This is a genomic window from Rhizobium sp. RU35A (assembly GCF_900156005.1).
Classification (GTDB): domain Bacteria; phylum Pseudomonadota; class Alphaproteobacteria; order Rhizobiales; family Rhizobiaceae; genus Neorhizobium; species Neorhizobium straminoryzae.
This window is the reverse complement of the sequence record NZ_FTMR01000003.1, coordinates 60276-85843: the sequence shown is the minus strand read 5'-3', so window position 1 is coordinate 85843 and position 25568 is coordinate 60276. Positions and strand designations below refer to the sequence as shown.

Below are 25568 nucleotides of genomic sequence, written 5' to 3'. Positions count from 1 at the left end.
ACAATGCGAACCATTCTCGTGGTCGATGATTCCCAGCTGATCCAGTGGGTTCTCCAGACGGCACTGCAGAAGGCGGCATTTTCGGTGGAACTGGCCGGCGACGGCGAAGAGGCCGCCGGCAAGATCGAGAACGGCCTCAAGCCGGATCTGATCATCACCGATCTCAATATGCCCAACATGAACGGGCTGCAGTTGATCGAACGGGTACGCAAGGTGCTGAAATTCACGCCCATCCTCGTCGTGACCACCGAGACACAGGGTAGCAAGCGTGATGAAGCCAAGCGCCTTGGCGCCACCGGCTGGCTGACCAAGCCGGTTCAACCGGATGATCTGCTGCGCATCATTGGCAAGGTGCTGCCCCCGGGCTGAAAGGCATCCGGCCCGCCACGGGCCACAGTGCCTCGACGCCGCTTCCATCGATCTTTGACCGGTTCAGCCTTGCTTCCGGTCCCGCCGGTGTCAGGCTGGGCCTGCGACCGGAGAGGCGACATGCCGCCCGCGCGTCGTCCGCCTTCCGTTGCACCCGTTTGCGAATGGGCAAGCCTCGCACAACCGCAGGCCACACTTTCTGGCAGATCACCATTGCACAGCCTTGCAAAGCCCTTCAACGGGTGCCATCCTGTTAGCTGGCTAACGCCTTCTGACTCACCGCACACACCCTGCAGGCCGTTTCGAACATCATGCCGTTCATCCAAGCCCTTGTTAATCTCGCTGGTCATATCGCGCTTCTTCTCTGGGGCACGCACATGGTGCAGACGGGCATCCAGCGCGCCTTCGGCCCCGGCCTGCGCTCGTTTCTCGGCCACGCCCTCAGCAACCGGGCGAAGTCTTTTCTGGCCGGACTGGTGGTCACGGCGATCCTTCAGAGCAGCACGGCGACCAGCCTGATGACCTCGGGTCTGGCGGCAAGCGGCCTCGTCGGACTCGTACCTGCGCTGGCCGTCGTGCTCGGCGCCAGCGTCGGCACCACGCTGATCGTGCAGGTGCTGTCCTTCAACGTCGCAGCCGTCTCGCCCGCGCTGATCCTCATCGGCGTCGTCCTGTTCCGTCGGGTCAAAAACCCGCAGATCCATGATCTCGGCCGCGTCTTCATCGGCCTCGGCTTCATGCTGCTGGCGCTGCACCAGTTGCTGGAGGCGCTCGCGGATTATGCGGGATCGCCGGCATTCGAAGCGGTGCTGTCGGCCATTTCCGCCACACCGCTGCTCAGCCTGCTGCTTGCCGCCGTGGTCACCTGGGCAGCGCATTCCAGCGTGGCCGTCGTCCTGCTGGTCATGGCGCTTTCCGCAAAGGGGCTGATCGATCCCTATCAGGCCTTCGCGCTGACCCTCGGCGCCAACCTCGGCACGGCCATCAATCCTGTGGTCGAGGGACATACGGACAATGATCTGTCGAGCCGGCGTCTGCCGATCGGCAATCTGGCGATGCGGATCCTCGGCGTTGCCGTGGCTTTTGCCCTCCTGCCGGAAATCACCCATCTCCTGACCTCTCTTGATGGCGACGGGGCCCGCGTGGTCGCCAACTTCCACACCGCCTTCAATCTCGTCGTGGCGCTGGCCGCCATGCCCTTCCTGAGCCGCGTCGCCGACCTGCTGGTGCGGCTGCTGCCAGAGCGGCAGGACGACAGCGATCCGAGTTCTCCGCGCTATCTAGACCCCTCCGCCAAGGAGACGCCGATCGTTGCGTTGCAGGGGGCGGCCCGCGAGGTCTTGCGGCTGGTCGATACGCTGGGGGAAATGCTTGATGGCACCAAGGCTGCGCTTTCGACAACCGATCGACGCGCGCTCTCGGCGCTTCGGCAGAAGGACAATGTCATCGACAGGATCAATCTGGCCGTGAAGCAGTATCTGACGTCGATCGAACCGGATGAGCTGAGCGTTGCGGACAGGCGGCGCATGGACGAAATCCTCCTGTTCTCCACGGGGCTGGAACATGCCGGCGACGTTCTGGACCAGAACGTCCTGCCGCACCTGGCAAAGCGGCTGCGACGGGGCGTCAAGTTCTCGCGGGAAAGCGAGCAGGAGCTTGGCTCGCTTCTCGATCGCCTGCAGGTCAATCTGCGCACGGCGGCAGCCCTCTTCATGAGCCAGGACGAACGCGTCGCCCGGATGCTGACAGACGAGAAGATCGTGTTCCGCAAGGCGGAGCGAGACGGAACGAACCAGCACTTCAACCGGATGCGCGAAGGCGATCTCAACGCCGCCGAAACCAGTTCGATCCATCTCGATCTGCTGCGCGACTTCAAGCAGATCAACTCGCATCTGGTTGCCGCTGCCGCCTATCCGATCCTCGAACAACATGGCGAACTCATGCAGAGCCGCATGATTCCCTCGACACCGCGTCTGGTTCAGCCAGAGGGGGTCTAGCCGCGCTGCCGGACTCTGCCCGGCAGGCCCTGACAATGTCTGCAAGCAGGCAGCGAGGCAGTGGTTAAGTGTGACCCGGATCCGCGACCGGCGGCGCCCCCAGGATTCCAGGATTGTGATCGCCTGAAAGAGCGCCAAGCCGCTGCAGGACTCCAGACAATGCTTGGCAAGCCGCGCCAATCATGCGAGGGGACATCCTTGGGAAGGATGACCATGAAACGAACCCGGTTCGGCTCTGGCTGGTGCCGCTGGCGTGCCCTGCCACCCATTGCAGTCCTGACAGGTCTTGTGATCCTCGCGCTGCTTGGGCTGACGGGGGCCAATGCCCAGCGTCGGGTGGAGCCGCTTGCTGCGAATGCATCGGCAACCGCACGCCTGCATGGCACGTCATCCGTTGCCGATGGCGCGCACGAAACGCGCCTCGTTCTTTCCGCAGACTTTTCCGGCCGCCACAAGGCGCGCCCGTCGGGCTCGCCGGAGGCGGGCCTCGTTCCCGTTTTCTCGGTTTCACTGCCTGAGGCACAGGACATCCTCAGGCTGGCGGACATTCGTCGCGGCTTCGCGGTGAACCTTGTTGCCAGCTACCAGCCGCGCGCCCCGCCGCTCCAGCCCATCTGACGATCGCTGCGACCGCGAAAGCGGCGCCATGGCAACCTTGTACCCGGTCCCGATACCGGGCTGTCATCTGCTGGAAACACCATGAAAAACGCAGGCTGGAAGGTGGCGGGCTACCTGCTCGTCATCCTCATCGGTCTTCTGACCGCTCTTCCGAACATTCTCTCGGACGCAACCCTTTCGAAGCTGCCCTCCTGGCTGCCGCAGCAACGCGTCTCCCTCGGCCTCGATCTCAGGGGCGGCTCCCATCTCGTGCTGGAGGTCGATCAGGCCTCGCTACAGGACGAATGGATGCAGAGCCTGACCCAGGAGACACGCACTGCCTTGCGGGATGCCCGCATCGAAACGCGCGTCATCCGCCGCGAAGGGCGGTCCGTGATCGTCACGCTTGCCGATCCCGCCATACTGGTGCAAGCCCGCCAAACTCTTGCGCCGCTTAACGGCCAGATCTCCACAGGCCTCAATGCCGGACGATCCGAACTGGACGTTACGACCCGCGGCACCGATACGCTGGTGCTTGCGCCGAGCGAGGCCGGGCTTTCCGACCGCATGAGCCATGCCGTCGAACAAAGCCTGGAGGTCATCCGCCAGCGTGTCGACCAGGTGGGCGTCGCCGAACCGACAATCCAGCGCGTCGGCAGCGACCGCGTGCTCGTGCAGTTGCCGGGCGAGCAGGATCCCTCCAACCTGCGTGCCCTGCTGGGATCCACCGCCAAGATGAGCTTTCATCTGCTCGGTCAGCAGGGTGAGCCGGGTGTGCGCATGCTGGAAGACGAGGAAGGGCGAAGCTATCCGGTGGAAAGCCGCATCCTTCTGTCCGGCGACCGCCTGACGGATGCGCGGGTCGCCTTCGATCCCCAGACCAGCCAGCCGGTCGTCTCCTTCCGCTTCGATCAGGCGGGTGCCGCGCGCTTTGCCCAGATCACCCAGCAGAATGTCGGCAGCCCCTTCGCCATCGTGCTCGACGACAAGGTGCTGAGCGCGCCGGTCATCCGCGAGCCGATCACTGGAGGTTCCGGCCAGATCTCCGGCGCCTTCTCCGTCGAACAGGCCAATACGCTCGCCGCCCTGTTGCGGGCCGGTGCGCTGCCGGCCAAGCTGACGGTCATCGAGGAGCGGACGGTCGGCGCCGATCTCGGCGGCGATGCCATCGAAATGGGTATCATGTCCGGCCTTGCCGGTTTCGGTCTCGTGGCGGCCTTCATCCTGGTGCTCTATGGCGCCTGGGGCCTGCTTGCCGTTCTGGCGCTCACCTTGAACGTCATCCTGACCTTCGCGGGTCTGACCCTGCTCGGCGCCACGCTGACGCTGCCCGGTATCGCCGGTATCGTGCTCGGCATCGGGCTTGCGGTGGATGCCAACGTGCTGATCAACGAACGTATCCGGGAAGAGGTCGGCAAGGGCCGCAGCGCCTTCGCCGCCATCGACCACGGCTTCAGCAAGGCCTATTCGACGATCATCGACAGCAATGTGACCGCGCTCATCGCAACCGTGCTGCTGTTCTGGTTCGGCTCGGGCCCTGTGCGCGGCTTTGCCGTGACCATGGGTCTCGGCATCGCAATCTCGATGTTCACCGCCGTCTCGGTGGTGCGTGTCGCGATGGTCGCCATTGCCAACCGCTACCGCCTGAAGACCATCGCCATCAGGCCGCTCCTGCCATTCCGCCTCGTCAAGGACGGAACGACCATCGATTTCATGCGGGCAAGGCTGGTCGGCATCGGCATCTCGGCGGTCCTCTCCGTCACGTCTGTCGTCCTCTTCATCACCCCCGGCCTGAATTACGGGGTGGATTTCAAGGGCGGGATCCAGCTGGAGGTGTCGACGCAGGGACCCGCAGACCTGGCGGCGTTCCGGTCCGGCCTCGATGCTCTCGGACTTGGCGAGGTGGCGCTGCAGGAATTCGGCGACAGCAACCATGTCATGGTGCGGCTGGAACGCCAGCCGGGCGGCGAACAGGCACAGACGGACGCCGTAACGAAGGTGCGGGAGACGGTTGGCCAGATCGACAAGACGGCGAAGATCGAGCGCACGGAAGTGGTTGGCCCGAAGGTGAGCGGCGAGCTTGCCACCGCCGGCATCACCTCCGTCATCCTCGCATCGCTTGCCATGCTGGTTTACATCTGGGTGCGCTTCGACTGGCCCTTTGCGGTGGGCGCGATTGCCACGCTGGTGCTCGATGTCACGAAAACCGTCGGCTTCTTCGCGCTGACGGGTCTCGACTTCAACCTGACGGCAATTGCCGCACTGCTGACGCTGGTCGGCTATTCCGTCAACGACAAGGTCGTCGTGTATGATCGCATGCGTGAAAACATGCGCCTCTACAAGTCGATGCGTTTCCGCGACCTGATCAACCTGTCGATCAACGAAACGCTGGCCCGCAGTCTCTATACCTCGGCGACAGCCTTCCTCGCCATGCTGCCCATGGCGATCTGGGGCGGCAGTGCCGTGGAGAGTTTTGCGGTGCCCATGGTGTTCGGTATCTTCATCGCCGCATCGTCGTCGGTGTTCATAGCGGCGCCCATTCTGCTGTTCCTGGGAGACTGGCGTGCCCGGCGTCGCAAGGCGCGTGGCGAAGACACCGCCGAAGCAACCGCGACCTGACGGGACCGCGGCGCGACAGGCAAGGCAGCGGGCGGTCGTCTGCCGCCCGCCATTCTGTCGCGCAGCCTATCGGTCTTGCAGGGGCCTGCCATCCATGTCAGTCAGCGGCAGGTCGAGATGAGACAGAATGGTCGGGGCGATATCGGTGATGGAGGTGTCCTCCGTCACGATCCGCCCCGCCGAAAAACCCTCCCCGATGATCATCAGGACCGGGTTGGTTTCGAAGCGACCGCGGCCGCCATGCATGCCGCAATCACGCCGGCTCTCGCTGAGGGTTTCATCGAAGCGCACTGCCATTGCCGACAGGCCGGGGACGCCAAGACGGTTGGAGCCGGCGCTCTTCGCCATATCGATGGCAATCAGGTCGTCGCCGGGGATCTGCCCGAGGTCGGCGAGATCCTCGCCCAGAATGACCTCTTCGACCCAGGGCTGTTGCCGCAGCCAATCCGCAGCCTCCCGTCGGCACGCAGCAGACGTGCCCCCGAAATGGATGAAGGCCGCGCAGCCCTGGGGCGCGACGATGATCTCCGGCCCTTCCAGCGCGGGCTTGAAACCGGCTTCAAACAGGCGGCGCTCGACCGGGATCACCTCGGTCACCGCTTCATGCCCGTGGTCGGAGCCGACCAGGAACAGCACCTCGTGGCCCTCGTCGCGCAGCCTCTCGACGGCCTCGGCCACCTGTCCGACGAGCTGGTCTACACCGGCCAAGGCCGAAAGATGCACGTCGCTGCCGAGCGGGGCCGCATGCATCGAGGTATCCGGTTCCGACAGCCAGAGCGTCGCGGAGGATGGCCGGCGCTCCCTCAAGGCTTCGATGAAGCGCTGCGTGACGATGGCGTCCCCCGCATGGCCCGCGGCCGTCTTCAGCGTCTCACCGGTCGGGATGCGGCCCGGCGCATAGCAGAGTTCGCGGTGATACATGTGCGCATGGCTTTCGCTGTCATGAAAGAAGGCAGCGCCCGGCGAGGTGTTGCTGGCGATGATCGAGCCGTGCAGGCCGGCCACCAGCTTGGAGAGGGCAGGGCGCGCCAGCATGCGGCCGTAATGCCGGCGATAGGTTTCAAAGAATTCCGGCTTGCCGGCATCGTGAAATTCGAAGCCGCCCTCGATCGGCAGACCCATGCTGTTGCCGCGCAGGCCATGCGCCAGCGGATGCGTGCCGGTGGCGATCGAGGCGGAGGAGGCGCGCGTGGCGGAGGGGAAGATGCCGCGCTGGCTGGCAAACCACGTGCCGGCGCGCGCCAGCGCTGCCATGACCGGGGTCGTTTCGTCGCTGACGAAGTCCGGGCGGTGCCCGTCACAGATCACCGTCACCGCCATTTTATGCGCCATATCAATCGTCCTTGTGCGTTCCGTGCCGGGTATGTCCTTGCGCTGACCGAATGCGCCCGACCGAATCCTGTGCCTCAATTCGGTGTGGACGGCGCGAAGACCCGGCACAGCAAGCCGGGCTCCGCGCCAATCCTTCGAACTTACTGGGCGAGTCCCAGTTCGGCGAGATGGGCGGCAGAGGCCTGGATCTGGCTCTTGTCGCGGATCTCGATGATCAGGCGCGGGTTGGATGTGATGACCGACAGACGTGCAAAGAAGGCACGCCAGTTGATGTTGCCATGGCCGAGCGGCCAGTGACGGTCGGCATAGCCGTCGGCATCCTGCAGGTGAATATGCTGCAGCAGGTTGCCGGCATCATGGGCGAAGTAATCGACCGGAGCCGCACCGGTGGAACCATGTGCGTAATGCGCGTGGCCGGTATCGATCGACAGCGCGAGGGCCGGCGAGTTGAAGTCTTCAACGAGACGGCGACGATCGGCAGGGTCCTTGTCCTCGATGTTCTCAAGCACGAAGACGCAGCCCTGCTCCTCGGCGCGCTTGACGGCGGCATCGAGCGTCTGGTGCGTTGCCTCGAAGACGCGCTGGCGCTGATCCGGCCAGTTGTCGAGATTGTTGTGCATCCAGGTCGTGTAAGGGCTGTGGATGACGATCTGGGTGATGTCGAGCGCCGCGGCTACGTCGAGCGCCTGCTCCATGCGCCGTGCCACCACGGCCCTGATGTCCGGATCGGCGGAGGCGACGTTGAGACCCATGAAGGGGCCGTGCATGCCAAGCCGGCCCTGATGACCGTCGAGCAGCTGCTTCGCACGGTCCACCAGCGGCTGCCAGTCGCCGGAGAGAACCTCGGCCGATACGAAATCCTGCAGTTCGAGATCGCGCGGCTTTTCCAGAAGCCAGTCGCGGTTCAGTTCAACGTCCTTCAACGTCATGGCGGCGCCGAGGATGGGCAGTTCAGACATGGTTCAGTCCTTATGTTGTCGAGCAGGATGCTGCGGGGGGAGGGAAATCAGGAAAGGGTCGGGTCCAGCCGGTCGCGCAACCAGTCGCCGAGCAGGGAGACGCAAAGCGCCGTGACGGTGATGACGAAGGCCGGCGCAAGCATGATCCACGGCGCCGACGAGAGATATTCGCGGCCGAAGCCGACCATGTTGCCGAGCGAGGTGTCCGGCGGCTGGATGCCGAGCCCGAGGAAGGAGAGCCCGCTTTCCAGCAGGATGATCTCCGGGAAGGCGAGCGTCATCGACACGATCAGGGTGGAGGCGATATTGGGCAGGATATGCCGGCCATAGAGGCGCCAGGGCGAGGCCCCCAGCTGATGCACGGCCGCCGCGTAACCATGCATCTTGCCGCTGATCGCAAGACCGCGGGCGATGCGCGCATAGCGTTCCCAGGCATGGAAGCCCAGCAGGCAGACGAACAGCACCAGCGAATTGCCGAAAAAGGCGAGCACGGCGAGCGCCAGCACCAGGAAGGGAATGGCGGCGGAAAAATCCACCAGCGCCAGAACGGCCTGTTCCACGATCCCGCGGAAATGCGCCGCAACGAAGCCGAGCGTCACGCCGATCACCGCGCCGATGATGGTGGCGCCGAAGGCAATCAGCAGGCTCATGCGGATGGAGGTGATGAGGCGCGACAGTACATCGCGGCCAAGTTCATCGGTGCCCAGCACATGAGCCCAGCTGCCCCCCATGAAGACCGGCAGGCTCAGCCGGTTGCGCAGATCCATCTGCGTGAAGCGGTAGGGCGAGATCAGGTCGGCGGACACGGCAATCGCAAGCATCAGCACCAGCCAGAGAATGGCAATGGTGATCAGCACCGGCATCCGGTTCAGCGCTCCCAGACGGGACGTGATCCGCGCCATGAACGAAGTGCCTGCGAGGGGTGGGGAGGAGATGGTATCAACCATGATCTGGCTCCTTCAAGACTTCTGCTGCCAGAGCATTTCCGGGGAAAACCGGGTCACCTGAAATGCTCTATCTCTTTGTTTTCACGCAGTCCGGACGCAAAACCGCTGACGCACTTCTGGCTCGGACGTGCTCTGGCAGGCCGCGGGTTTCATCCGCGGCGTGCGGGCCTTGCCTGCCCGTGCATGCGCGGATCGACCAGGCCATAGAGGACGTCCACGATCATGTTGGCGCCGACCATGGTGATGGCGATCATCAGCACGATGGCCTGCACCACGGCGAGATCGCGGTTGGCGACGGAGACCACCAGCAGGCGCCCGACACCCGGCCAGGAGAAGACGCTTTCCACCACGACGGCGCCCGCCACGAGGCCGCCCAGCATGAAGCCGATGATGGTGATGGTGGGGATCGCCGCATTCTGCAGCGCATGACGCCAGACCACCGCCGACCAGGGCAGCCCCTTGGCGCTTGCGGTGCGGATATAGGACTGGCCGAGAACTTCGAGCATGGCGCTGCGGGTAAAGCGGGCCAGAAGTGCCGCGCCGCCAAAGCCCATGGTGGCAATCGGCAGGATGGCATTCAGCCAGCTGTCCTGACCGGCAGACGGCAGCCAGCCGAGATTGACGGAAAAGATCAGGACCAGCAGCATGGCGAGGATGAAGGAGGGCACCGCAAAGCCCGTCACCGCCATCACCATCACACAGCGGTCGATCAGCGAATTGCGATGCAGCGCCGCATAGACGCCGGCCGGAATACCGACCGCTATATTGATGAGAAAGGCCGGAACGGTCAGCGCCAGCGTCGAGGGCACCCGCTCCAGCACCACGGCGACGACGTCGCGCCCGTCGCGCATCGAGCGTCCCAGTTCACCGCTGAACACGGCCTCGAAGAAGGCGAAATACTGGATCCATAACGGCTGATCGAGCCCCCAGGCCTTGCGGAAGGCGTCGATGGCTTCCGGCGGTGCGTCCGCCCCCATGATCACGGTTGCCGGGTCGCCGGACATGCGCAGCACGACGAAGACGAAGGTGACGACCATCACGATGCTGACGGCCGCGCGCAGCAGCCGGGAAAGAACGTAATGCAGCATCTCAGCAGGTCTCCAGCGAAGCGGGCGCGCGGGCAGAGGAGGCTTCCCCATGCGCCACATGGCAGGCGACGCGGCGGCCATCACTGGCGCGCGGCTTCAGGTCCGGCGTTTCGGTGCGGCAGGTGGCGGTCGCGACCGGACAGCGGGGATGGAAGGCGCAACCCGTCGGACGATTGGCCGGGTTGGGCGGATCGCCTTGCAGGATCACGCGGGTTGCGGTCTTGCCGGGGTGCGGAATGGCTGAGACAAGTGCCTGTGTATAGGGGTGGGCGGGCTCGTGCAGCACCGCATCCGGTTCGCCTTCCTCAACGATCCGGCCGAGATACATGACGGCCACCCGGTGGCTGATCTGGCGTACGGCGCGCAGATCGTGACTGACGAACAGCATGCCCATCTGCAGCCGCTCCTGCAGGTCGGTCAGCAGGTTCAGCACCAGCGCCTGGATCGACACGTCGAGCGCACTGATCGGCTCGTCGCAGACGAGAAGATCCGGGTTGGTGACGAGCGCCCGGGCAATCACCGCGCGCTGGCGCTGGCCGCCGGAAAGAGACTGCGGATGGCGCGCCGCATGGTGCGGCTGCAGACCGACCTCGGCCATCACGGCAGCAACCCGCTCCCGGCGCTCGACCGGATTGCCGATCCGGTGAATGTCCAGCGGTTCGGCGATCTGCGTGCCGATCGCAAGCCGCCGGTCAAGGGCCGCAAGCGGATCCTGATAGACCATCTGCATGCGACGGCGCAACGCGGCCCAGGCGGTGGTGCCAGTCATCGGCATCGGGCCTCCGTCGAACGTGACGGTGCCGGTATCCGGCGGTTCGATGCCGAGCACCAGCCGGGCGGTCGTCGATTTTCCGCAGCCGGATTCGCCGACCAGTCCCAGCGTTTCGCCGCGGGCGACGGTGAGCGACACACCATCCACGGCCCTCACAAGGCTCGGGCGCCCCAGAAGGCCGCGCCGCATCATATAGCCGCGCGTCAGACCGTGCGCCTGAAGGAGGTCTGCTCGTGCCACACTCATTGCATTGCCCTTTCGCGAAACGACGCATCCGCCAGCCGATGCCACGGCATATCGGTCGCTTGGTACGGTTTCGCATGGAGGCAGGCGGCGCTGTGCTCGTCCGCCAGCGGCAGGGCTGCCGGATCAACCTCTGCACAGAGAGCGGTTGCTGCATGGCAGCGCGGCGCAAAGGCGCAGCCCTTCGGCATCTGCGCCGCCTCCGGCACGCTGCCGGGGATGGCGGTCAGCCTGTGCCGCGCGCCGCTGAGCGGCGGCAATGCGCCGAGAAGACCCTGCGTATAGGGATGGCTCGGATGGGCGAAGAGCTGTCCGCTTGGCGCCTCTTCAACGATACGTCCGGCATACATCACGGCAATGCGCGAGCAGGTTTCCGCGACGACGCCGAGATCATGCGAGATCAGCACAAGCGCCATGCCGGTATCACGACGCAGCGTCGTCAGGAGATCGAGGATCTGCGCCTGAATGGTGACGTCGAGCGCCGTGGTCGGCTCGTCCGCCACCAGAAGCTCTGGCTCGCCGGCGAGCGCCATGGCAATCATCACACGCTGGTTCTGGCCGCCGGAAAGCTCATGCGGATAGGCATTGAAGCGGTTCTTCGCGTCTGGAATGCCGACCTGATCCATCAGGCGGATCACTTCCGCCTTCGCCCGCTCGCCGGTCAGGCCACGATGGAGTGTGAGTGCCTCGCCAATCTGGCGGCCGATCCGGTGGACGGGATTGAGGCTTGCCGCCGGATCCTGGAAGATCATCGCGATGCGCCCGCCGCGCACCGGCTCGAGCCTGCGCTTGGGTGCCCCCAGAATGTCCGCGCCATCCAGCAGCACGGAGCCGCGCACGGTGGCAAAGGCGGGCAGGAGGCCGAGTGCCGCGAGCCAGGTCACGGACTTGCCGCACCCGGACTCGCCCACCAGGCCGACCGCCTCCCCGCGCTCGACCGCGAGGTTGATCCCCCGCAAGGCCGGCGCGTGGCCGAAGGCGACCGAGAGATTCTGGATCTCGACGAAGGCCATGACCTCAGGCGCCCCAGTTGTGACGACGGAAGTCCATCACGAAGGACTGGGCCGGCGCCCACTTGATGTCAGCCCGCTTGGCGGTGAAGGAGGCGTTGCGGTGCAGAACCACATAGGCCGGATCTTCGATCTCGATGATCTGCAGCATGCGGCGCCAGACCTGAATGCGGCGCGCCTTGTCCGTGCTGCTGCCGAGTTCCTGCGACAGGTTGCCGAATTCCTCGTTGCGCCACTGATTGCTCTTCCAGGGCGAGCCGAGCGGGCCCCAGGAGCCGGACATCTGGACGTAAGGATCGGGCAGGCTGGCGGCAGCAGACCAGTCGTGAATGCCGCGGGTTTCCGGGCCGCCTTCCTGGATCTGGCCCCAGTTCTCCACCATCTGCAGCTTGATGTTGAGACCGACGGCGCGCCAGTTTTCGGTATTGATCTGCGCGGTCGCGGTCTGGGCGGTATAGTAGTCGTTCAGCACGCGGTACGGGATCGGCTCGCCATTGTAGCCGGCCTTGCGCAGAAGCATGCGCGCCTTGTCCGGATCATAGGCGGGATTCTCGTGGTCGGTGATGTAGAAATCGCCGTAGAAGGACCACTGCAGGCCGCGCGGCACCTCGGTGCGCCCGCTCCACAGCGATTCGACGATCAGGTTGCGGTCGACGGAATGGGTCAGCGCCTGGCGGATCAGCGGATTGGCGAGCACCGGATGCGACTTGTTGAACACCGTATAGCGGGTGTTGTTGATCGGTCCGCCGACGACCTTGAAGCGCTTGTCGGCCTCGACCGTTGCAATCTGGTCCGGGGGGATGTCGCAGGCGAAATCGGCGCCGCCGGAACGCAGCAGGTTGATGCGGGACGCGGTTTCAGGCGTTTCCACAAACCGCACCTGGCGCAGCGGCGGCCGGCCCTCCCAGTGATCGTCGAAGGCCTTCAGCGTCAGCACCGAATCCGGCTTGTATTCGGAAATGGCGTAGGGACCCGTAGTCACGGGCTGGCGGGCCCAGTCCATCCAGCTCTTGGCGGCCAGGAAGGCGCGCTTGTTGACGATCATGCCGATCGAGGCAGAGAGGCGACCTTCCAGAACAGGGTCGATGGAGGCATTGTGCATGCGGATCTTGTACGGCCCCAGCACCTCGATGCGCTCGAAAGCCGGAAGCGCCTGCCGCGCCACGACCTTGACGTTATCCGGAACCTCGACCGTGCCACCACCCCACATGCGCTCCGGACCATAGGAGAAGGCCACGTCTTCGGCAGTCATCACATCGCCATTGTGGAACTTGACGCCTTCGCGCAGGTCCACGTCCACGGTCATGTCGTCGACGCGCTTCCATGCGGTCGCGAGCTGCGGCTGCAGCGCCATGTCGCCGATCCAGTTGTTGCCGATCAGCGTTTCGGCATAGCTTGTATAGATGCGGGTGCCGACATTGGACTGTTCGGTGAGCATTTCCAATGTGTTTGAATTCGAAATGCGCTGTACGGCAACGGTGACCGCAGGACGATCGCCGGATTGTGCCGCGGCAAACCGAGGCATGACGAGGGCCGCCGTGGACGCGGCCGAGAGGGAAAGGAGATGGCGGCGGGAGATTCCAGTCATTTTCTTGACCTTCTCAAAATGGCAGGCAAAGGGAACGAGCCGCAAGAACGCGGGCAGGCCCGCGTCCGGCGTTTTCAAGCGTCGGCGCTTAATGGACGAATGATCTGCGTGCCCGGCGGAATGCGCACTCCAAGTGTGTCCGCCGCGATGCGAAATTCATTAAGGGGTCATTGTGAACTGCGCATGACAGCTGTAGGTACAGCTAGTAAAATTAGGGGGGCGGGGCGATTGATGGAGCCGCAATGGTTCAGAGTGTATCAGGCCGTGAAGACAGCCATTCTGGTGGGAGAACTGCAGGCCGGCAGTAAGGTGCCGCCTGAATTCGATCTGTCGGAGGAATATGGCGTCAGCCGCAATACGGTGCGCCGCGCCTATCTGGCACTCTCACAGGAAGGCCTGATCCGCAGCGTCAACGGGCGCGGCTCCTTCGTCATGCAAAGGGGAATGACCTATGAGGTGGATGCCACCTCGCGTTTCCGCGACGTTCTGGACCGGCAGGGCGTGCACTCGGCCGTCCGGCTGCTGGAGAGCGAATACACAGAGGCGGATGAAGAGATTGCCCGCATCCTGAAGGTTGAACCCGGCCACCCGCTTCTCAGAGCCACCGATCTGATCCTCGGAGACGAGGTGCCGTTCATCCTGACGGTGCGCCACATCCGTGCGGACCTGATCGAGGATCTCGAGCAAAAGCTGAAAGAGGCCAACTCGCTGACGCTGGTGGCACGCCGGGAGGGGCTCGGGCAGTTGCGGCGTGTCTCCACCACCGTGGAGGCGCGGCTGCCGACAGAGCGGGAGGCAAGCCTCCTGCAAAGCCCGATCAATGCGCCGGTGCTGCTGGTTTACTCCGCAGGCGGGGTCGACAATGGCATTCTGCTCGAATGCCAGAGGGCAGTCATGAACAGCCAGCGGATCCGGCTGTCCTTTCAGAGCGAGGCGCGTTGAGCGCTGGCCATCCTCGAGCTTACCGGGCCACGTCGATAACGACGCGGCCGCGCACCTGTCCGGCGACGATCTCGTTGGCGAGTTCGGGGAGGCGGGAGAGAGGCTCGACGCGGGTCATGGCTGCGAGATGGTCGCGGTTGAGATGTTCTGCAAGCGTTGCCCAGGCGGCCTTGCGCTTGACCATTGGCGCCATCACGGAATCCACACCGAGAAGGGCCACCCCGCGCAGGATGTGCGGCAGCACGGTTGCCGGAAGATCAGCGCCGCCGGCCAGACCGCAAGCAGCAACGGCGCCCCCATAGACCGTCTGCGACAGGACGTTCGCCAGCGTGATGGAGCCGACGGAGTCAACCGCTCCGGCCCAGCGTTCCTTCTGCAGCGGGCCGCCCTTTTCCGTCAGGCTGGCACGGTCGATGAAGGCGCTGGCGCCGAGGTCGCGCAGGTAGTCGTGCGTTTCGGGCCGCCCCGTCGAAGCCGTCACGCTATAGCCCTTGGCGGCGAGAAGGCTGACCGCAACAGACCCAACGCCACCGGCCGCACCCGTGACCAGCACCTCGCCAGCCCCCGGCTTGATGGCGCCCCAGGCTTCCAGCGCGTTGACGCACAGCGCCGCCGTATAGCCGGCCGTGCCGACCGCCATCGCCTCTTCAAAGGAAAAGCCGTCAGGGATCGCCATCAGCCATTCGGGCTTGAGACGCTGAAAACGGCTGTAGCCGCCCCATTCCGTTTCCGACAGGCCGAAGCCGTTGACCAGCACGCGGTCGCCGGCCTTCCAGAGAGAAGAACGAGACTCGACGACGGTACCCGCCAGATCGATGCCGGCCACCATCGGCGTGCGGCGGGCAATGCGCCCCTTGCCGCTGATGGCGAGGCCATCCTTGTAGTTGAGGCCCGAGCAGGCGATCTCCACGAGCACATCGTGATCCGGCAGATCGGCGAGGCCGAGGTTTCTGAATTCGGCCTTCGGTTTGCCATCCACGAGATCGATGACGAGGGCCGTAAAGGTTTCGCTCATGGGCAGAGACGCTCCTGATGGATGAAAGAACAAGAGTCAGGCTTCGGACGAGCCGGCGAGCTTGCGATTTTCCCGGGCCTGCAGGGCCGCGGCATAGGACTGGCTGACATAGTCGAGCAACTGCCCGAGCGCGGTGACCGCACGGGCGGCATCCTCGGCACGGATGCCCTCGAGGATGTCCCGGTGCAGCGACGCCACCCGGCGGCGCTCGCGCACGCGAAAGACGATCATGTTGGTGATCGGAATGAAGGCCTCGATGACGGTGTACATCATCAGCTTCAGCGGCCCGTTGCCGGTGGAATCGACCAGCGCGCGGTGAAATCGAACGTCGGACGCGCAGAAATCCTCGTCACTCAGTGACTTGTCCTCCTGCACCCGGATCTCGTCTTCCATCAGCGCCAGAAAGAGCGGATCCGGCCGTTCGGCGGCAAGCCGGCAGCAGATCGTCTCGGTTTCCCGGCGGGCGGTGATGATTTCCTCGATGTCGAAGGCGCCCACGCCGACCAGCAGCGTCGCCGCGCCGGTAATGGCTTTCGACAGGCCTTCCGGATCAGGGCGCTTGACGAAATTGCCGCCCGTCGGTCCTCGCTTGGAGTGGATCAGATTCTGCGCGGCAAGCCGCTTCAGCGCCTCGCGCACGGTGGGGCGCGAAATGCCGAAACTGCGGGCGAGATCCTCTTCGCTGGGAAGGCGCTCATCCACCTTCAGCCGGCCGTCCATGATGGCGGAACGGATGTTTTCGGCAACCTGCTTGGCAATGCCGGATCGCACCACTTCATCATATTTGAGGATCATGCCCCTCTCCACTCGCGTCATCGGAATCATGGCACGGGCCGGGCCAAATTGCTACACCTTTTTAAATATAGGTTTGACAAATATCGGATCGTGGATCACGATAACCCTATAAAACAAGGGGAACAATCTGAATGGTCTGCCGGTCCGGTCTCGATCCGGTCGATGGCGCATTGCGTCGTGCGACACCCTCTGCCACGGACAAACGTGTTCGCTCCGTGCTCGGCATTGTGTCGAGCCGGCTGCCGCCTGCGGCCTTTCTGGTTGGCTCCGACGTGGGGGATGGCTACCGGGGTGACGCGACGGATGAGAAGGGTGCGCTGCCGCCCGTGGTACTCAGGCCCGCCACGACAGACGAATTGTCCCTGATCCTTTCCGCCTGCAACGACCTTCGCCAGCCTCTCGTCCTGCAGGGTGGCCGGACCGGACTTGCCGGCGGTGCCCGGCCGATGGAGGGTGAGCTATCCCTGTCGCTGGAGCGGATGAAGCAACTTTCCCCCGTGAATGTCGATGCGGCGACGATCGTTGCCGAGGCCGGCGTCACGTTGCAGGAGGTGCAGGCGGCGGCCAATGAGGCGGGCTTCTTCTTCGGCGTCGATATCGGTGCGCGCGGCTCCTGCACGATCGGCGGCAATGTCGCGACCAATGCCGGCGGCATCCGCGTGCTGCGCTATGGAATGTTCCGGGCGCAGGTGGCCGGCGTCGAGGCGGTTCTTGCCGATGGTTCGGTTCTCTCCAGCCTCAAGGGCCTGCCCAAGGACAATTCCGGGCTCGACCTCAATCACCTCTTCATCGGGTCGGAAGGGGTGCTCGGCGTAGTGAACAAGGTCTGCCTGAAGCTCTGGCCGAAGCCGGTGACGGAAGCCAATGCGCTTTGCGTCGTTCCGAGCATCGATGCGGCACAGGATCTGCTGCTGCGTCTCCGGCAGTCGCTGGGTTCTCTCCTGTCGGCGTTCGAGATCCTGTTTCCGGAGGTCTATGCCGGTATTGCCAGAGGCGGCTTTGCCGCGCCGCCGCTGCCGGTGACGGGCGGTTATTACATTCTCACGGAAATCCAGGGACAGACGGGCGACAGTGATCGCGAGCGCTTTTCCGAAGCCCTGATGGACGCGCTTGATGACGGGCTGGCAAGCGACGTGGTCGTGTCGCAGTCCTCGCGCGATTTCGAGGGGTTGTGGCGGCTGCGGGAGGCCAGCAACAGCTTCATTTTCAGCCTGTCCAATGTCGTGGGTTTCGATGTCAGCGTTCCCGCCGCCAGCATGGCGCGTTTCCTCGATCGGGCGGCGGCGTCGGTCAGGGCGATAGACCGGCACGCCGAAACCTACATCTTCGGCCATCTCGGCGACGGCAACCTGCATTACATGGTGCGCAGCCCGGAACACGATGCGCTGGCCGATGCGGTTCTCACGGCAGCAGCCGAAGCCGGCGGCTCGATTTCCGCAGAGCACGGCATCGGCCTCGACAAGAAGCCCTGGCTTTCTCTGGTGCGCAGCCCCGCCGAATTGGCGGCCATGCGCCGGCTGAAGCGCGCTTTCGACCCCCATTCCATCCTCAATCCCGGTCGCGTCTTCGACCTGGAGCCGTCGCATGCTGGCGAGAAGGTGTGCCCATGACCATCAATCCTCCCTCGGCGGTGATTGCCGCGCGCCGCGCGGTCAACGAGAGCATCGATCTCGAGGACCGCTATCGCCTCGAAGACGGGCGCATCCTCGTCTCCGGCACGCAGGCGCTGGTGCGCCTGCCGATGATCCAGCGACAGCGGGATCTTGCCGCCGGCCTGAACACGGCGGGCTATATTTCCGGTTATCGCGGCTCACCGCTCGCCGGCTTCGACCGGGAAGTCATCAGGGCACGCCGTTATCTGGATGAGGCCCATGTCAGGTTCCAGCCTGGCCTCAACGAGGACATGGCCGCAACGGCAGTGTGGGGCACCCAGCAGACGGAACTTTTCGAGGGCGCGCGTTACGACGGCGTGTTTGCCATGTGGTATGGCAAGGGGCCGGGCGTTGATCGCAGCATGGACGTGATCCGCCATGCCAATGCGGCGGGAACCAGCCGGCACGGCGGCGTGCTGCTTCTCGCCGGCGACGATCACGGCGCCTCTTCCTCGACGCTGCCGCATCAGAGCGAACACAATCTGATCTCGGCCATGGTGCCGCTGCTGTCGCCGGCCGGCGTTGGCGAATATATCGATTACGGCCTCATCGGCTGGGCGATGAGCCGCTACTCCGGCGCCTGGATCGGCTTCAAGTGCCAGACGGAAATCGTCGAATGCACGGCAACCGTCGAGATCGGTCCGCATCGTCCGGTGATCGTGCTGCCGGAAAATGCGCTTACGCCCGGCGAACTTTCGCTTCGCTGGCCGGATGGACCGCATGCGATGGAGCTTCGTCTGGAGCGCAAGATGGATGCGGTGCGCGCCTTTGCGCGGGCCAACCGCATCGACCGCCGCTCGGGCATGACCGGCAGAGGCCGGCTCGGCATCGTGTCCACCGGCAAGAGCTGGCTCGACCTCCTGGGCGCGCTGTCGCTGCTCGGAATTGCCGAAGGCGACCTCCAGGACCTCGGCATCGGCCTTTACAAGGTCGGCCTCGTCTGGCCGCTCGAACCGGACGGCATTTCTGCGTTCGCGGCAAGCTTCGACGAAATCCTGGTGGTCGAGGAAAAGCGGTCGATCATCGAGGAACAACTGAAGGGACTGCTCTTCAACCTGTCCGCCGATCGTCGCCCGCGCATCGTCGGCAAGAGCGGCGAGCAGGGGCAGGCGCTTCTGCTGGCCACCGGCGAAATCTCGCCGCTCTCGATTGCCCACGCAATCCTTGCGCGCCTGGGGGATGCGGATGGGCGGCTGGCCGGCGCCGCGCACATGATCCGGGCGCTGAGTGCCGCTTCCGGCGAGGAGATCGTCGCACTTCGGCGTGATCCCTATTTCTGCTCGGGCTGTCCGCACAGCATCTCGACGCGCCTTCCCGAAGGAAGCCGGGCGAGCACCGGCATCGGCTGCCACATGATGATCATCGGCAACGAGGACCGCAACACCTCCACCTTCACCCAGATGGGCGGCGAGGGCGGGGCCTGGATCGGCCTTTCCCCCTTCACCGACGAGAAGCACATCTTCGTCAACATGGGGGACGGCACCTATTTCCATTCGGGTCTGCTGGCGATCCGCGCCGCGATCGCCGCCAAGGTGAATGCCACCTACAAGATCCTGTTCAACGATGCCGTCGCCATGACCGGTGGCCAGCGGCATGATGGCGAACTGAGCGTTCCAACCGTCGTGGAGCAGGTGTTGGCGGAAGGGGCGCAGCGCGTCGTGGTCGTTGCGGAATTTCCCGAGCACTGGCACGGCAATCTGCCGCGCGCCGTTTCGATCCACCACCGCGACGAACTGGATGCCGTTCAGCGATCGCTGAGGGAGATCGAGGGGGTCACGGTTCTCATCTTCGATCAGGTCTGCGCGGCGGAAAAGCGGCGCCGGCGCAAGCGCGGCGCTTTCCCCACCTCGGACAAGCGGGCCTTCATCAACGAACTGGTCTGCGAGGGCTGCGGCGATTGCTCGGCCGTCTCCAACTGCATTTCGATCGAACCGAAGGAAACCGAGTTCGGCCGCAAGCGAACGATCAACCAGTCAAGCTGCAACACCGATCTTTCCTGCATCAAGGGTTTCTGCCCGAGCTTCGTGACCGTCGAGGGCGGTACGCTGCGCAAGCCGAAGGGACGGGGCGTCGCCGCCGGTGCGGAGGACCTGCCGATGCCGCAGATCGCGGCAAACCTGTCCCAGCCCTACAATCTCCTGCTGGCCGGCATCGGCGGAACCGGCGTCATCACCGTCTCGGCCATCCTGTCGATGGCGGCTCATATCGACGGACTGGCGGTGGTGACGCTCGACCAGACCGGACTTGCGCAGAAAAACGGCGCGGTCGTCTCCCATCTCCGGCTCGCGGCCGAGCCCTCGCCCCTGAACCGCGTGCGCATCGGCGCCGGCGAAAGCGATGTGGTGCTGGGCTTCGACGTGGTGGTTGCCGCAGGGCGCACCGTACTGCCGACCTTTGCCAAAGGTCGCACGCGTGCCGTGGTGGACGATCACTTCGCACCGACCGCCGCCTTCGTGCAGAACACCGCGATCGACCTCAGGCAGGAAGCGACCTTGCGGGCGCTGAAGAAGGCGGCCGGCGAGGAGGCGCTGTCGCTCGTCGAGGCAACCCGCGCCGGCACCGCACTGCTCGGCGATGCGATTGCCGCCAACATGCTGCTGCTCGGCACCGCCTGGCAGCGCGGCCTGATCCCGATCAGCCTCGACGCCATCGAGCGGGCCATCACCCTCAACGGCACCGGCATTGCCATGAACCGCGCGGCCTTCGACTGGGGCCGGCGTCTCGCGCTTGATCCGCTGGCCGTGGCAAAGGCTGCAGGGTTCGTGAAGGAAGAGGCGAAGCCGGAAAGTCTGGACGAGATCGTCCGGCGTCGGTCGGATTTCCTCACCGCCTATCAGGATGCCGCCTATGCGGCGCAGTACCGGGGGCTGGTCGAACGCGCGCGGCAGGCCGAGGCACGGGCGGGAGGCTCAACACGCTTTGCCGAGGCCGTAGCCCGCAACGCCTTCAAGCTGATGGCTTACAAGGACGAGTACGAGGTGGCGCGGCTGCATCGCGATCCCGCCTTTGCCAAAGCCATCGCTGCCCAGTTCGAGGGCGATTACAGGCTGCGTCACCATCTGGCGCCGCCGCTCTTTTCCCGCCGGATCGATGGCCGCACCGGCCGGCCGGCAAAGATTGCGCTCGGGGGCTGGATCAATCCGGTGTTCGGCCTGCTTGCCCGCATGAAAAGGCTGCGCGGAACACCTTTCGACATTTTTGGATACACCGCGGAGCGTCGCATGGAGCGGCAGATGATCGCCGACTACGCCGCGCTGGTGGACGAACTCTGTCGGGACCTCTCGGCCGAGCGGCTGGCTGCCGCCGTGGAGCTTGCCGGTCTTCCCGACATGGTCCGCGGTTTCGGCCCCGTGAAGCTGGAGGCCGCCACACACTACGAGGCGCGCAAGACTGAACTGATGTCGATCTGGCGCGGCAGCCCCGCAAATCAGACGGTGACGCGGCCGGCGGAAGGGAAAGCCCATGCCTGAGAAGATCATCATCGACACCGATCCGGGCCAGGACGATGCCTTTGCCATTCTGCTGGCGCTGGCAAGCCCTGAGCTTGAGGTGCTCGGCATCACCACGGTGGCCGGCAACGTGCCGCTGCCGCTGACATCGCGAAATGCCCGGCAGATTGTCGAACTCGCGGGGCATGCACATGTGCCAGTCTTTGCCGGCTGCGCCAAGCCGATGGTAGGACCGCTCGTCACGGCCGAGCATGTGCATGGCGCAACCGGTCTTGACGGGGCTTCCCTTCCGGAACCGGTGATTCCGCTCTCGTCCACCCATGCGGTCGATTTCATCATCGAAACGCTGATGCGGGAGCCGGAAGGAACTGTCACCCTCTGCCCGCTCGGCCCCTTGACCAATATCGGCACGGCCCTCGTTCGCCAGCCCGAAATTGCCGGCAGGATCCGCCGCATCGTGCTGATGGGCGGCGGATGTTTCGAAGGCGGCAACATCACACCAGCGGCGGAGTTCAATATCTTCGTCGATCCGCAGGCGGCCGTGATGGTCTTCGCCTCCGGCATCCCGATCGTCATGATGCCGCTCGATGTGACCCACAAGGTCAGGACGACCACCGCCCGCGTCGACCGGATCCGCCGCATCGGCGGGCATCTCGGGGCAGTGGCGGCCGGCTGGCTCGACTATTTCGAGCGGTTCGATGAGGAGAAATACGGCACCGATGGCGCACCGCTGCATGACCCCAACGTGATCGCCTATCTGTTGAGGCCCGACCTCTATGGCGGGCGGATGTGCAATGTCGAAATCGAGGCGGAGTCGGAACTGACGCGCGGGATGACCGTGGTTGACTGGTGGGGCGTCAGCCAACGTCCGGCCAATGCGCTGTTCATCCGCGAGGTCGATGACGAGGCCTTCTTCGACCTGCTGACGGAGCGTTTGCAGCGGCTTGCGAAGCGCGCTCCGTCACTGGCGGCGATTGCCTGAAGGGAAGGGAGAGCATCGCATGAACGCCACGGCTGCTCTTCCCTCGGCCCCTCCGGCGCCGGCCTCAGTCGAGGCCCTTGAAGGGCGCGTCGCGCACCTCGAGATAGTCCTTCAGCGTCATCCTGCCGAGGTTGGCCATCCATTCGCGGCCTCTGCGGCTGACATGCAGCGCGGCGATCGCCTGAACATTGTAGTCCATCGAGGTCATCAGGCCGGCTGCGATCTGCTGGTTGTTGATCGACGCCTTGGCATACTTGATCGCCGGCACCGGCATGCGGGCCAGCTTGCGGGCCAGCTTTTCCGTCGCGTCCTTGAGCTCCGCCGCCGGAACGACCTTGTTGACCAGCCGCATGGCAAGCGCCTCCTGGGCGTCGACCGTGTCGCCCGTATACATCAGCCAGCGGACGTCGCGGGTGGCGAGCAGCCAGGGCATGAAGAGCGACGGCGGCCCGGAATTGTGGCGCACCTCCGGCTCGCCGAACTTGGCGGTATCGGCGGCAATCGCCAGATCGCAGGCCATCATCAGTTCCAGCGCGCCGGCAAGGGCGTAGCCGTTGATGGAGGCAATCACCGGGATCGGCGCCTTCCAGATGTTGAGAAGCGCCTGGGTGTTTTCACCCATGTCGGCATGCCAGTCTTCGATATCGACGTCGTAATCGGCTCCCTGCAGGTCGTAACCTGCGGAAAAGGCGCGTCCGGCGCCGGTGATGACGAGCGCGTTCACATCGGGATCGGCAACCGCCAGCGCCACGGCGGCATCGATCTCGCGAATGGCCGTCTTGTTCATCGCATTCAGCTTCTCCGGCCGGTTCAGCGTGATCGTGGCGAATTTGTCCGTGGCGTCCTTCTCGTAAAGGATCGTTTCAAAGACGGGCTGGTCAGTCATGGGAATGGTCCTCTGGTGGCTTTCGCGGCTGATCATCTTCGCGTCCGGTCTGTCGCGGTTGGCGCAGAGGCCGCGCGCATCGCCACCCCTTCAGGGCGTGCTCCGTCCGGAAAATTTCAGCAGGACCATATGGACAACAAGTGTTTATATTGTCAACATAAGTTTACAGATTGTCATGACAGCGTCAGAACAAGGAATACCCTCCATGCCGCATGATGCCGCTCCTGCCGCCCCTTCCATTCCTGTCATCGACGTGGCGCCCTTCATCGCCGGTGGGCCGGCAGCGGGGGATGTCGTTCGCCAGCTGGAGGCCGCCGCACGCGATACCGGCTTTTTCCTCGTCACCGGCCACGGCGTTTCACCAGAGGTGACCGACCGCCTCTACACGCTGGCACGTGCCTTTTTCGACGAGCCGCAGGACTGGAAGGTGGGGCAGGGCAGGGAGGCGACGCTCGAAGGCGGCGTCAGCTTTTCGCCCCTCGCCGACGAGGCGCTCGCCGCAACGCTCGGCCTCAAGACACCCGGAGACTACAAGGAGAGCCTGAACTTCGGGCCGCGGCTGAAGGGCGGCCGGTGGCCGGCAAAGCCTGACGGGCTGGAACAGGCCTTCGCCGATTACTTCGCCGAGATGGAGCGGCTTGCCCGGCATCTGCGCCGTGCCTTCTGCGCTGCAATCGGCCTGCCGGAGGATCACTTCGAACCCTGCTTCGACAGTCATCTCTCGGCGCTTCGGGTCATCAACTATCCCGAACAGGACGAGGCGCCGCTTCCAGGGCAGCTGCGGGCCGGCGTGCATACCGATTACGGCTTCATGACCATTCTGCGCTCCGAAGCCTCGCCGGGCGGGCTGCAGGTCAGGACGCGCAAGGGCGAGTGGCTGGATGCGCCGAACATCGAGGGCGCCTATGTGGTCAATATCGGTGACGCCTTCATGCGCTGGACCAATGACGAATGGGTCTCGACGCCGCATCGCGTCGCCAATCCGCCCGGAGATCGCAAGGGCAGCGCGCGGCGCCAGTCCATTCCGTTCTTTCTCAATCCAAGCGCCGAAACCGTCATCGCCTGCCTGGAGCCGTTCATGCGCGATGGCAAGGCGGCCAAGTACGAACCCATCACCTATGGCGACTATATCGCGCTGAAGACCAGCCAGGCCTTCTCGAAGGCCTGACCGATGCCGGCGCGGCCGGGTACACGACTGCACACTCAAAAAAGGGGAACGACAATGACAGCAATGACAAGACGACAGATGCTGGCCGCCATGGCGGCCTCGTCTGCGGCCGCAACCTTCGGGCTTCCAGCCCATGCCGCGGCCAAGAGCCTGGTGGTGCCGACGCTCGGCGGCGCCTGGGAACAGTTCTGGCGCACGGAACTCGCACCCGCCTTCACCGCAAAGAGCGGCGCTGCCGTGACGCTCGATACCGGCAATGGCCGCGTGTGGAGCGCCAACCTGCGCGCCGCCGGCGTTGCCAAGCCGCCCTATTCCTTCCTGATGACGAACGAGGCTTTTGCCAACAGCCTGCGCAAGGAAGGCTTCTTCGAAAAGCTCGATCTCAGCAAGCTGCCGAACTATGCCGATCTCTATCCGCTGGCGAAGAAAACCGATGGCTGGGGTGCGATTGCCATGGTCTCGCCGATCGGCCTTGCCTATCGCACCGACATGGTGAAGACGCCGCCGAAGGGCTGGAAGGATCTGTGGACCAACCCCGAATTCAAGGGCCGCATCGGGCTTTACAACTTCGCCAATACCGCCGGCAAGATGGAGCTGATGCTGTTCTCCAAGTTGTTCGGCAAGGACCAGTACGACGTGGATGCGGGCTTCAAGGCGCTGGAAAAGCTCGGCCCCATCATCCAGGCGGACTTCAACCTCTCCACCGGCATCGCCTCCGGTGAATTCGTCGTTGCGCCGTTCGACTTCGGCGAAGTGGCCCGCCTGCGCAAGCAGGGCCTGCCGATCGATGTGATCATTCCGGAAGAAGGCATGCTGATGTTCGACCAGACGCTGAACATCCTGGCCAATGCCCCGGAAAAGGAACTGGCCTACGAATATGCCAACTTCATGCTGTCGCCGGAGGCACAGGCACTGCTGATGAAGCAGTTCTATGTCTCGCCGACCAATTCCAAGGTCGTCGTGCCCGCCGATCTCAAGGCGGACGTCCCGATCTCCGGCGCGCAGATGGACAACATCCTCACCTGGGACTGGGACTTCATGAACAGCAAGCAGGGCGAACTGGCCGAAGTCTGGGCCAAGACCGTCAAGTAAACAGGCGACCCTCGCACTGACCTCGATCCGGTCGGCCTCCGGCCGGATCATACCGCCACGAGATAC

Annotated in this window: 20 protein-coding genes; 10 read left to right on the top strand and 10 right to left on the bottom strand. The window is 64.5% G+C overall.

Annotated elements, in window-relative coordinates; translation table 11 throughout:
- Positions 1-3: 3 nt before the first annotated feature.
- The 4 genes from F3H95_RS08970 (at position 4) to secD (ending at position 5582) form a co-directional block, all read left to right on the top strand.
- On the top strand, positions 4-369 hold the full coding sequence (locus F3H95_RS08970; RefSeq protein ID WP_143125695.1) for a response regulator: 366 nt from the start codon (positions 4-6) through the stop codon (positions 367-369).
- Between the two features lie 311 nt (positions 370-680).
- A complete protein-coding gene (locus F3H95_RS08965) occupies positions 681-2366 on the top strand; it encodes a Na/Pi cotransporter family protein (RefSeq protein ID WP_149745693.1) in 1686 nt (561 codons plus the stop codon).
- A gap of 213 nt (positions 2367-2579) precedes the next feature.
- Entirely contained in the window at positions 2580-2984 is a 405-nt protein-coding gene (locus F3H95_RS08960) for a hypothetical protein (RefSeq protein ID WP_149745692.1), read from the top strand.
- A gap of 81 nt (positions 2985-3065) precedes the next feature.
- A complete protein-coding gene (secD, locus tag F3H95_RS08955) occupies positions 3066-5582 on the top strand; it encodes a protein translocase subunit SecD (RefSeq protein WP_149745691.1) in 2517 nt (838 codons plus the stop codon).
- Between the two features lie 66 nt (positions 5583-5648).
- Here the strand turns inward: secD and F3H95_RS08950 are convergent, their stop codons facing one another.
- From F3H95_RS08950 to F3H95_RS08920, 7 genes are all read right to left on the bottom strand, one after another.
- Positions 5649-6914 (bottom strand): alkaline phosphatase family protein, encoded by a 1266-nt coding sequence (locus tag F3H95_RS08950; RefSeq protein ID WP_149745690.1) that lies wholly within the window; start codon positions 6912-6914, stop codon positions 5649-5651.
- 140 nt (positions 6915-7054) lie between these two features.
- Entirely contained in the window at positions 7055-7873 is an 819-nt protein-coding gene (locus F3H95_RS08945) for a sugar phosphate isomerase/epimerase family protein (RefSeq protein WP_149745689.1), read from the bottom strand.
- A gap of 47 nt (positions 7874-7920) precedes the next feature.
- Complete coding sequence (locus tag F3H95_RS08940; RefSeq protein WP_149745930.1) at positions 7921-8775, bottom strand: ABC transporter permease; 855 nt, start codon at positions 8773-8775, stop codon at positions 7921-7923.
- 194 nt (positions 8776-8969) lie between these two features.
- Positions 8970-9908, bottom strand: a complete 939-nt coding sequence (locus F3H95_RS08935; RefSeq protein WP_143125689.1) for an ABC transporter permease — start codon at positions 9906-9908, stop codon at positions 8970-8972.
- A gap of 1 nt (position 9909) precedes the next feature.
- Complete coding sequence (locus tag F3H95_RS08930) at positions 9910-10926, bottom strand: oligopeptide/dipeptide ABC transporter ATP-binding protein (RefSeq protein ID WP_143125688.1); 1017 nt, start codon at positions 10924-10926, stop codon at positions 9910-9912.
- Positions 10923-11936 (bottom strand): ABC transporter ATP-binding protein, encoded by a 1014-nt coding sequence (locus tag F3H95_RS08925; RefSeq protein ID WP_149745688.1) that lies wholly within the window; start codon positions 11934-11936, stop codon positions 10923-10925. The genes F3H95_RS08930 and F3H95_RS08925 overlap by 4 nt, the downstream gene beginning before the upstream one ends.
- A 4-nt stretch (positions 11937-11940) precedes the next feature.
- Entirely contained in the window at positions 11941-13521 is a 1581-nt protein-coding gene (locus F3H95_RS08920; RefSeq protein WP_149745687.1) for an ABC transporter substrate-binding protein, read from the bottom strand.
- Between F3H95_RS08920 and F3H95_RS08915 the strand changes: the two genes are divergently transcribed.
- Positions 13498-14463 carry a GntR family transcriptional regulator gene (locus F3H95_RS08915; RefSeq protein WP_149745686.1) on the top strand — a complete coding sequence of 322 codons (966 nt, stop codon included), beginning with the start codon at positions 13498-13500 and terminating at the stop codon, positions 14461-14463. The two genes, F3H95_RS08920 and F3H95_RS08915, sit on opposite strands and share 24 nt — an antisense overlap.
- A gap of 19 nt (positions 14464-14482) precedes the next feature.
- Here the strand turns inward: F3H95_RS08915 and F3H95_RS08910 are convergent, their stop codons facing one another.
- The gene (locus F3H95_RS08910) at positions 14483-15478 is read right to left on the bottom strand and encodes an MDR family oxidoreductase (RefSeq protein ID WP_149745685.1); all 996 of its coding nucleotides are present in this window, start codon (positions 15476-15478) and stop codon (positions 14483-14485) included.
- A 36-nt stretch (positions 15479-15514) separates the two neighbouring features.
- Positions 15515-16273 (bottom strand): FadR/GntR family transcriptional regulator, encoded by a 759-nt coding sequence (locus F3H95_RS08905; protein ID WP_143127372.1) that lies wholly within the window; start codon positions 16271-16273, stop codon positions 15515-15517.
- Between the two features lie 131 nt (positions 16274-16404).
- Here F3H95_RS08905 and F3H95_RS08900 point away from each other — a divergent pair, with 131 nt between their 5' ends.
- From F3H95_RS08900 to F3H95_RS08890, 3 genes are read left to right on the top strand one after another with little or no spacing between them, the layout of a single operon-like run.
- The gene (locus F3H95_RS08900; RefSeq protein ID WP_149745684.1) at positions 16405-17883 is read left to right on the top strand and encodes an FAD-binding oxidoreductase; all 1479 of its coding nucleotides are present in this window, start codon (positions 16405-16407) and stop codon (positions 17881-17883) included.
- Positions 17880-21395: an indolepyruvate ferredoxin oxidoreductase family protein gene (locus F3H95_RS08895; RefSeq protein WP_149745683.1), complete on the top strand. Its 3516-nt coding sequence runs from the start codon at positions 17880-17882 to the stop codon at positions 21393-21395. The genes F3H95_RS08900 and F3H95_RS08895 overlap by 4 nt, the downstream gene beginning before the upstream one ends.
- Positions 21388-22356 (top strand): nucleoside hydrolase, encoded by a 969-nt coding sequence (locus F3H95_RS08890; protein ID WP_149745682.1) that lies wholly within the window; start codon positions 21388-21390, stop codon positions 22354-22356. Before F3H95_RS08895 ends, F3H95_RS08890 begins: the two co-directional genes overlap by 8 nt.
- Positions 22357-22420: 64 nt before the next feature.
- Here F3H95_RS08890 and F3H95_RS08885 read toward each other — a convergent pair whose 3' ends face one another.
- Positions 22421-23242 carry an enoyl-CoA hydratase/isomerase family protein gene (locus tag F3H95_RS08885; RefSeq protein WP_149745681.1) on the bottom strand — a complete coding sequence of 274 codons (822 nt, stop codon included), beginning with the start codon at positions 23240-23242 and terminating at the stop codon, positions 22421-22423.
- Between the two features lie 205 nt (positions 23243-23447).
- On the opposite strand from F3H95_RS08885, the gene F3H95_RS08880 reads away from it, so the two are divergent.
- Complete coding sequence (locus F3H95_RS08880; protein WP_149745680.1) at positions 23448-24410, top strand: 2OG-Fe(II) oxygenase family protein; 963 nt, start codon at positions 23448-23450, stop codon at positions 24408-24410.
- Between the two features lie 54 nt (positions 24411-24464).
- Positions 24465-25502: an ABC transporter substrate-binding protein gene (locus tag F3H95_RS08875; protein ID WP_149745679.1), complete on the top strand. Its 1038-nt coding sequence runs from the start codon at positions 24465-24467 to the stop codon at positions 25500-25502.
- The last annotated feature ends 66 nt before the right edge of the window (positions 25503-25568 follow it).

What these genes read in the sequence shown, in the direction of transcription:
- F3H95_RS08910 (WP_149745685.1), bottom strand. Translation starts at nt 15,478, where the DNA reads ATGAGCGAAACCTTTACGGCCCTCGTCATCGATCTCGTGGATGGCAAA.
- F3H95_RS08875 (WP_149745679.1), top strand. Translation starts at nt 24,465, where the DNA reads ATGACAGCAATGACAAGACGACAGATGCTGGCCGCCATGGCGGCCTCG.
- F3H95_RS08915 (WP_149745686.1), top strand. Translation starts at nt 13,498, where the DNA reads ATGGCGGCGGGAGATTCCAGTCATTTTCTTGACCTTCTCAAAATGGCA.
- F3H95_RS08920 (WP_149745687.1), bottom strand. Translation starts at nt 13,521, where the DNA reads ATGACTGGAATCTCCCGCCGCCATCTCCTTTCCCTCTCGGCCGCGTCC.
- F3H95_RS08945 (WP_149745689.1), bottom strand. Translation starts at nt 7,873, where the DNA reads ATGTCTGAACTGCCCATCCTCGGCGCCGCCATGACGTTGAAGGACGTT.
- F3H95_RS08885 (WP_149745681.1), bottom strand. Translation starts at nt 23,242, where the DNA reads ATGACTGACCAGCCCGTCTTTGAAACGATCCTTTACGAGAAGGACGCC.
- F3H95_RS08890 (WP_149745682.1), top strand. Translation starts at nt 21,388, where the DNA reads ATGCCTGAGAAGATCATCATCGACACCGATCCGGGCCAGGACGATGCC.
- F3H95_RS08940 (WP_149745930.1), bottom strand. Translation starts at nt 8,775, where the DNA reads ATGGCGCGGATCACGTCCCGTCTGGGAGCGCTGAACCGGATGCCGGTG.
- F3H95_RS08970 (WP_143125695.1), top strand. Translation starts at nt 4, where the DNA reads ATGCGAACCATTCTCGTGGTCGATGATTCCCAGCTGATCCAGTGGGTT.
- F3H95_RS08935 (WP_143125689.1), bottom strand. Translation starts at nt 9,908, where the DNA reads ATGCTGCATTACGTTCTTTCCCGGCTGCTGCGCGCGGCCGTCAGCATC.
- F3H95_RS08960 (WP_149745692.1), top strand. Translation starts at nt 2,580, where the DNA reads ATGAAACGAACCCGGTTCGGCTCTGGCTGGTGCCGCTGGCGTGCCCTG.
- F3H95_RS08965 (WP_149745693.1), top strand. Translation starts at nt 681, where the DNA reads ATGCCGTTCATCCAAGCCCTTGTTAATCTCGCTGGTCATATCGCGCTT.
- F3H95_RS08930 (WP_143125688.1), bottom strand. Translation starts at nt 10,926, where the DNA reads ATGAGTGTGGCACGAGCAGACCTCCTTCAGGCGCACGGTCTGACGCGC.
- F3H95_RS08880 (WP_149745680.1), top strand. Translation starts at nt 23,448, where the DNA reads ATGCCGCATGATGCCGCTCCTGCCGCCCCTTCCATTCCTGTCATCGAC.
- F3H95_RS08925 (WP_149745688.1), bottom strand. Translation starts at nt 11,936, where the DNA reads ATGGCCTTCGTCGAGATCCAGAATCTCTCGGTCGCCTTCGGCCACGCG.
- F3H95_RS08895 (WP_149745683.1), top strand. Translation starts at nt 17,880, where the DNA reads ATGACCATCAATCCTCCCTCGGCGGTGATTGCCGCGCGCCGCGCGGTC.
- F3H95_RS08900 (WP_149745684.1), top strand. Translation starts at nt 16,405, where the DNA reads ATGGTCTGCCGGTCCGGTCTCGATCCGGTCGATGGCGCATTGCGTCGT.
- secD (WP_149745691.1), top strand. Translation starts at nt 3,066, where the DNA reads ATGAAAAACGCAGGCTGGAAGGTGGCGGGCTACCTGCTCGTCATCCTC.
- F3H95_RS08950 (WP_149745690.1), bottom strand. Translation starts at nt 6,914, where the DNA reads ATGGCGCATAAAATGGCGGTGACGGTGATCTGTGACGGGCACCGCCCG.
- F3H95_RS08905 (WP_143127372.1), bottom strand. Translation starts at nt 16,273, where the DNA reads ATGATCCTCAAATATGATGAAGTGGTGCGATCCGGCATTGCCAAGCAG.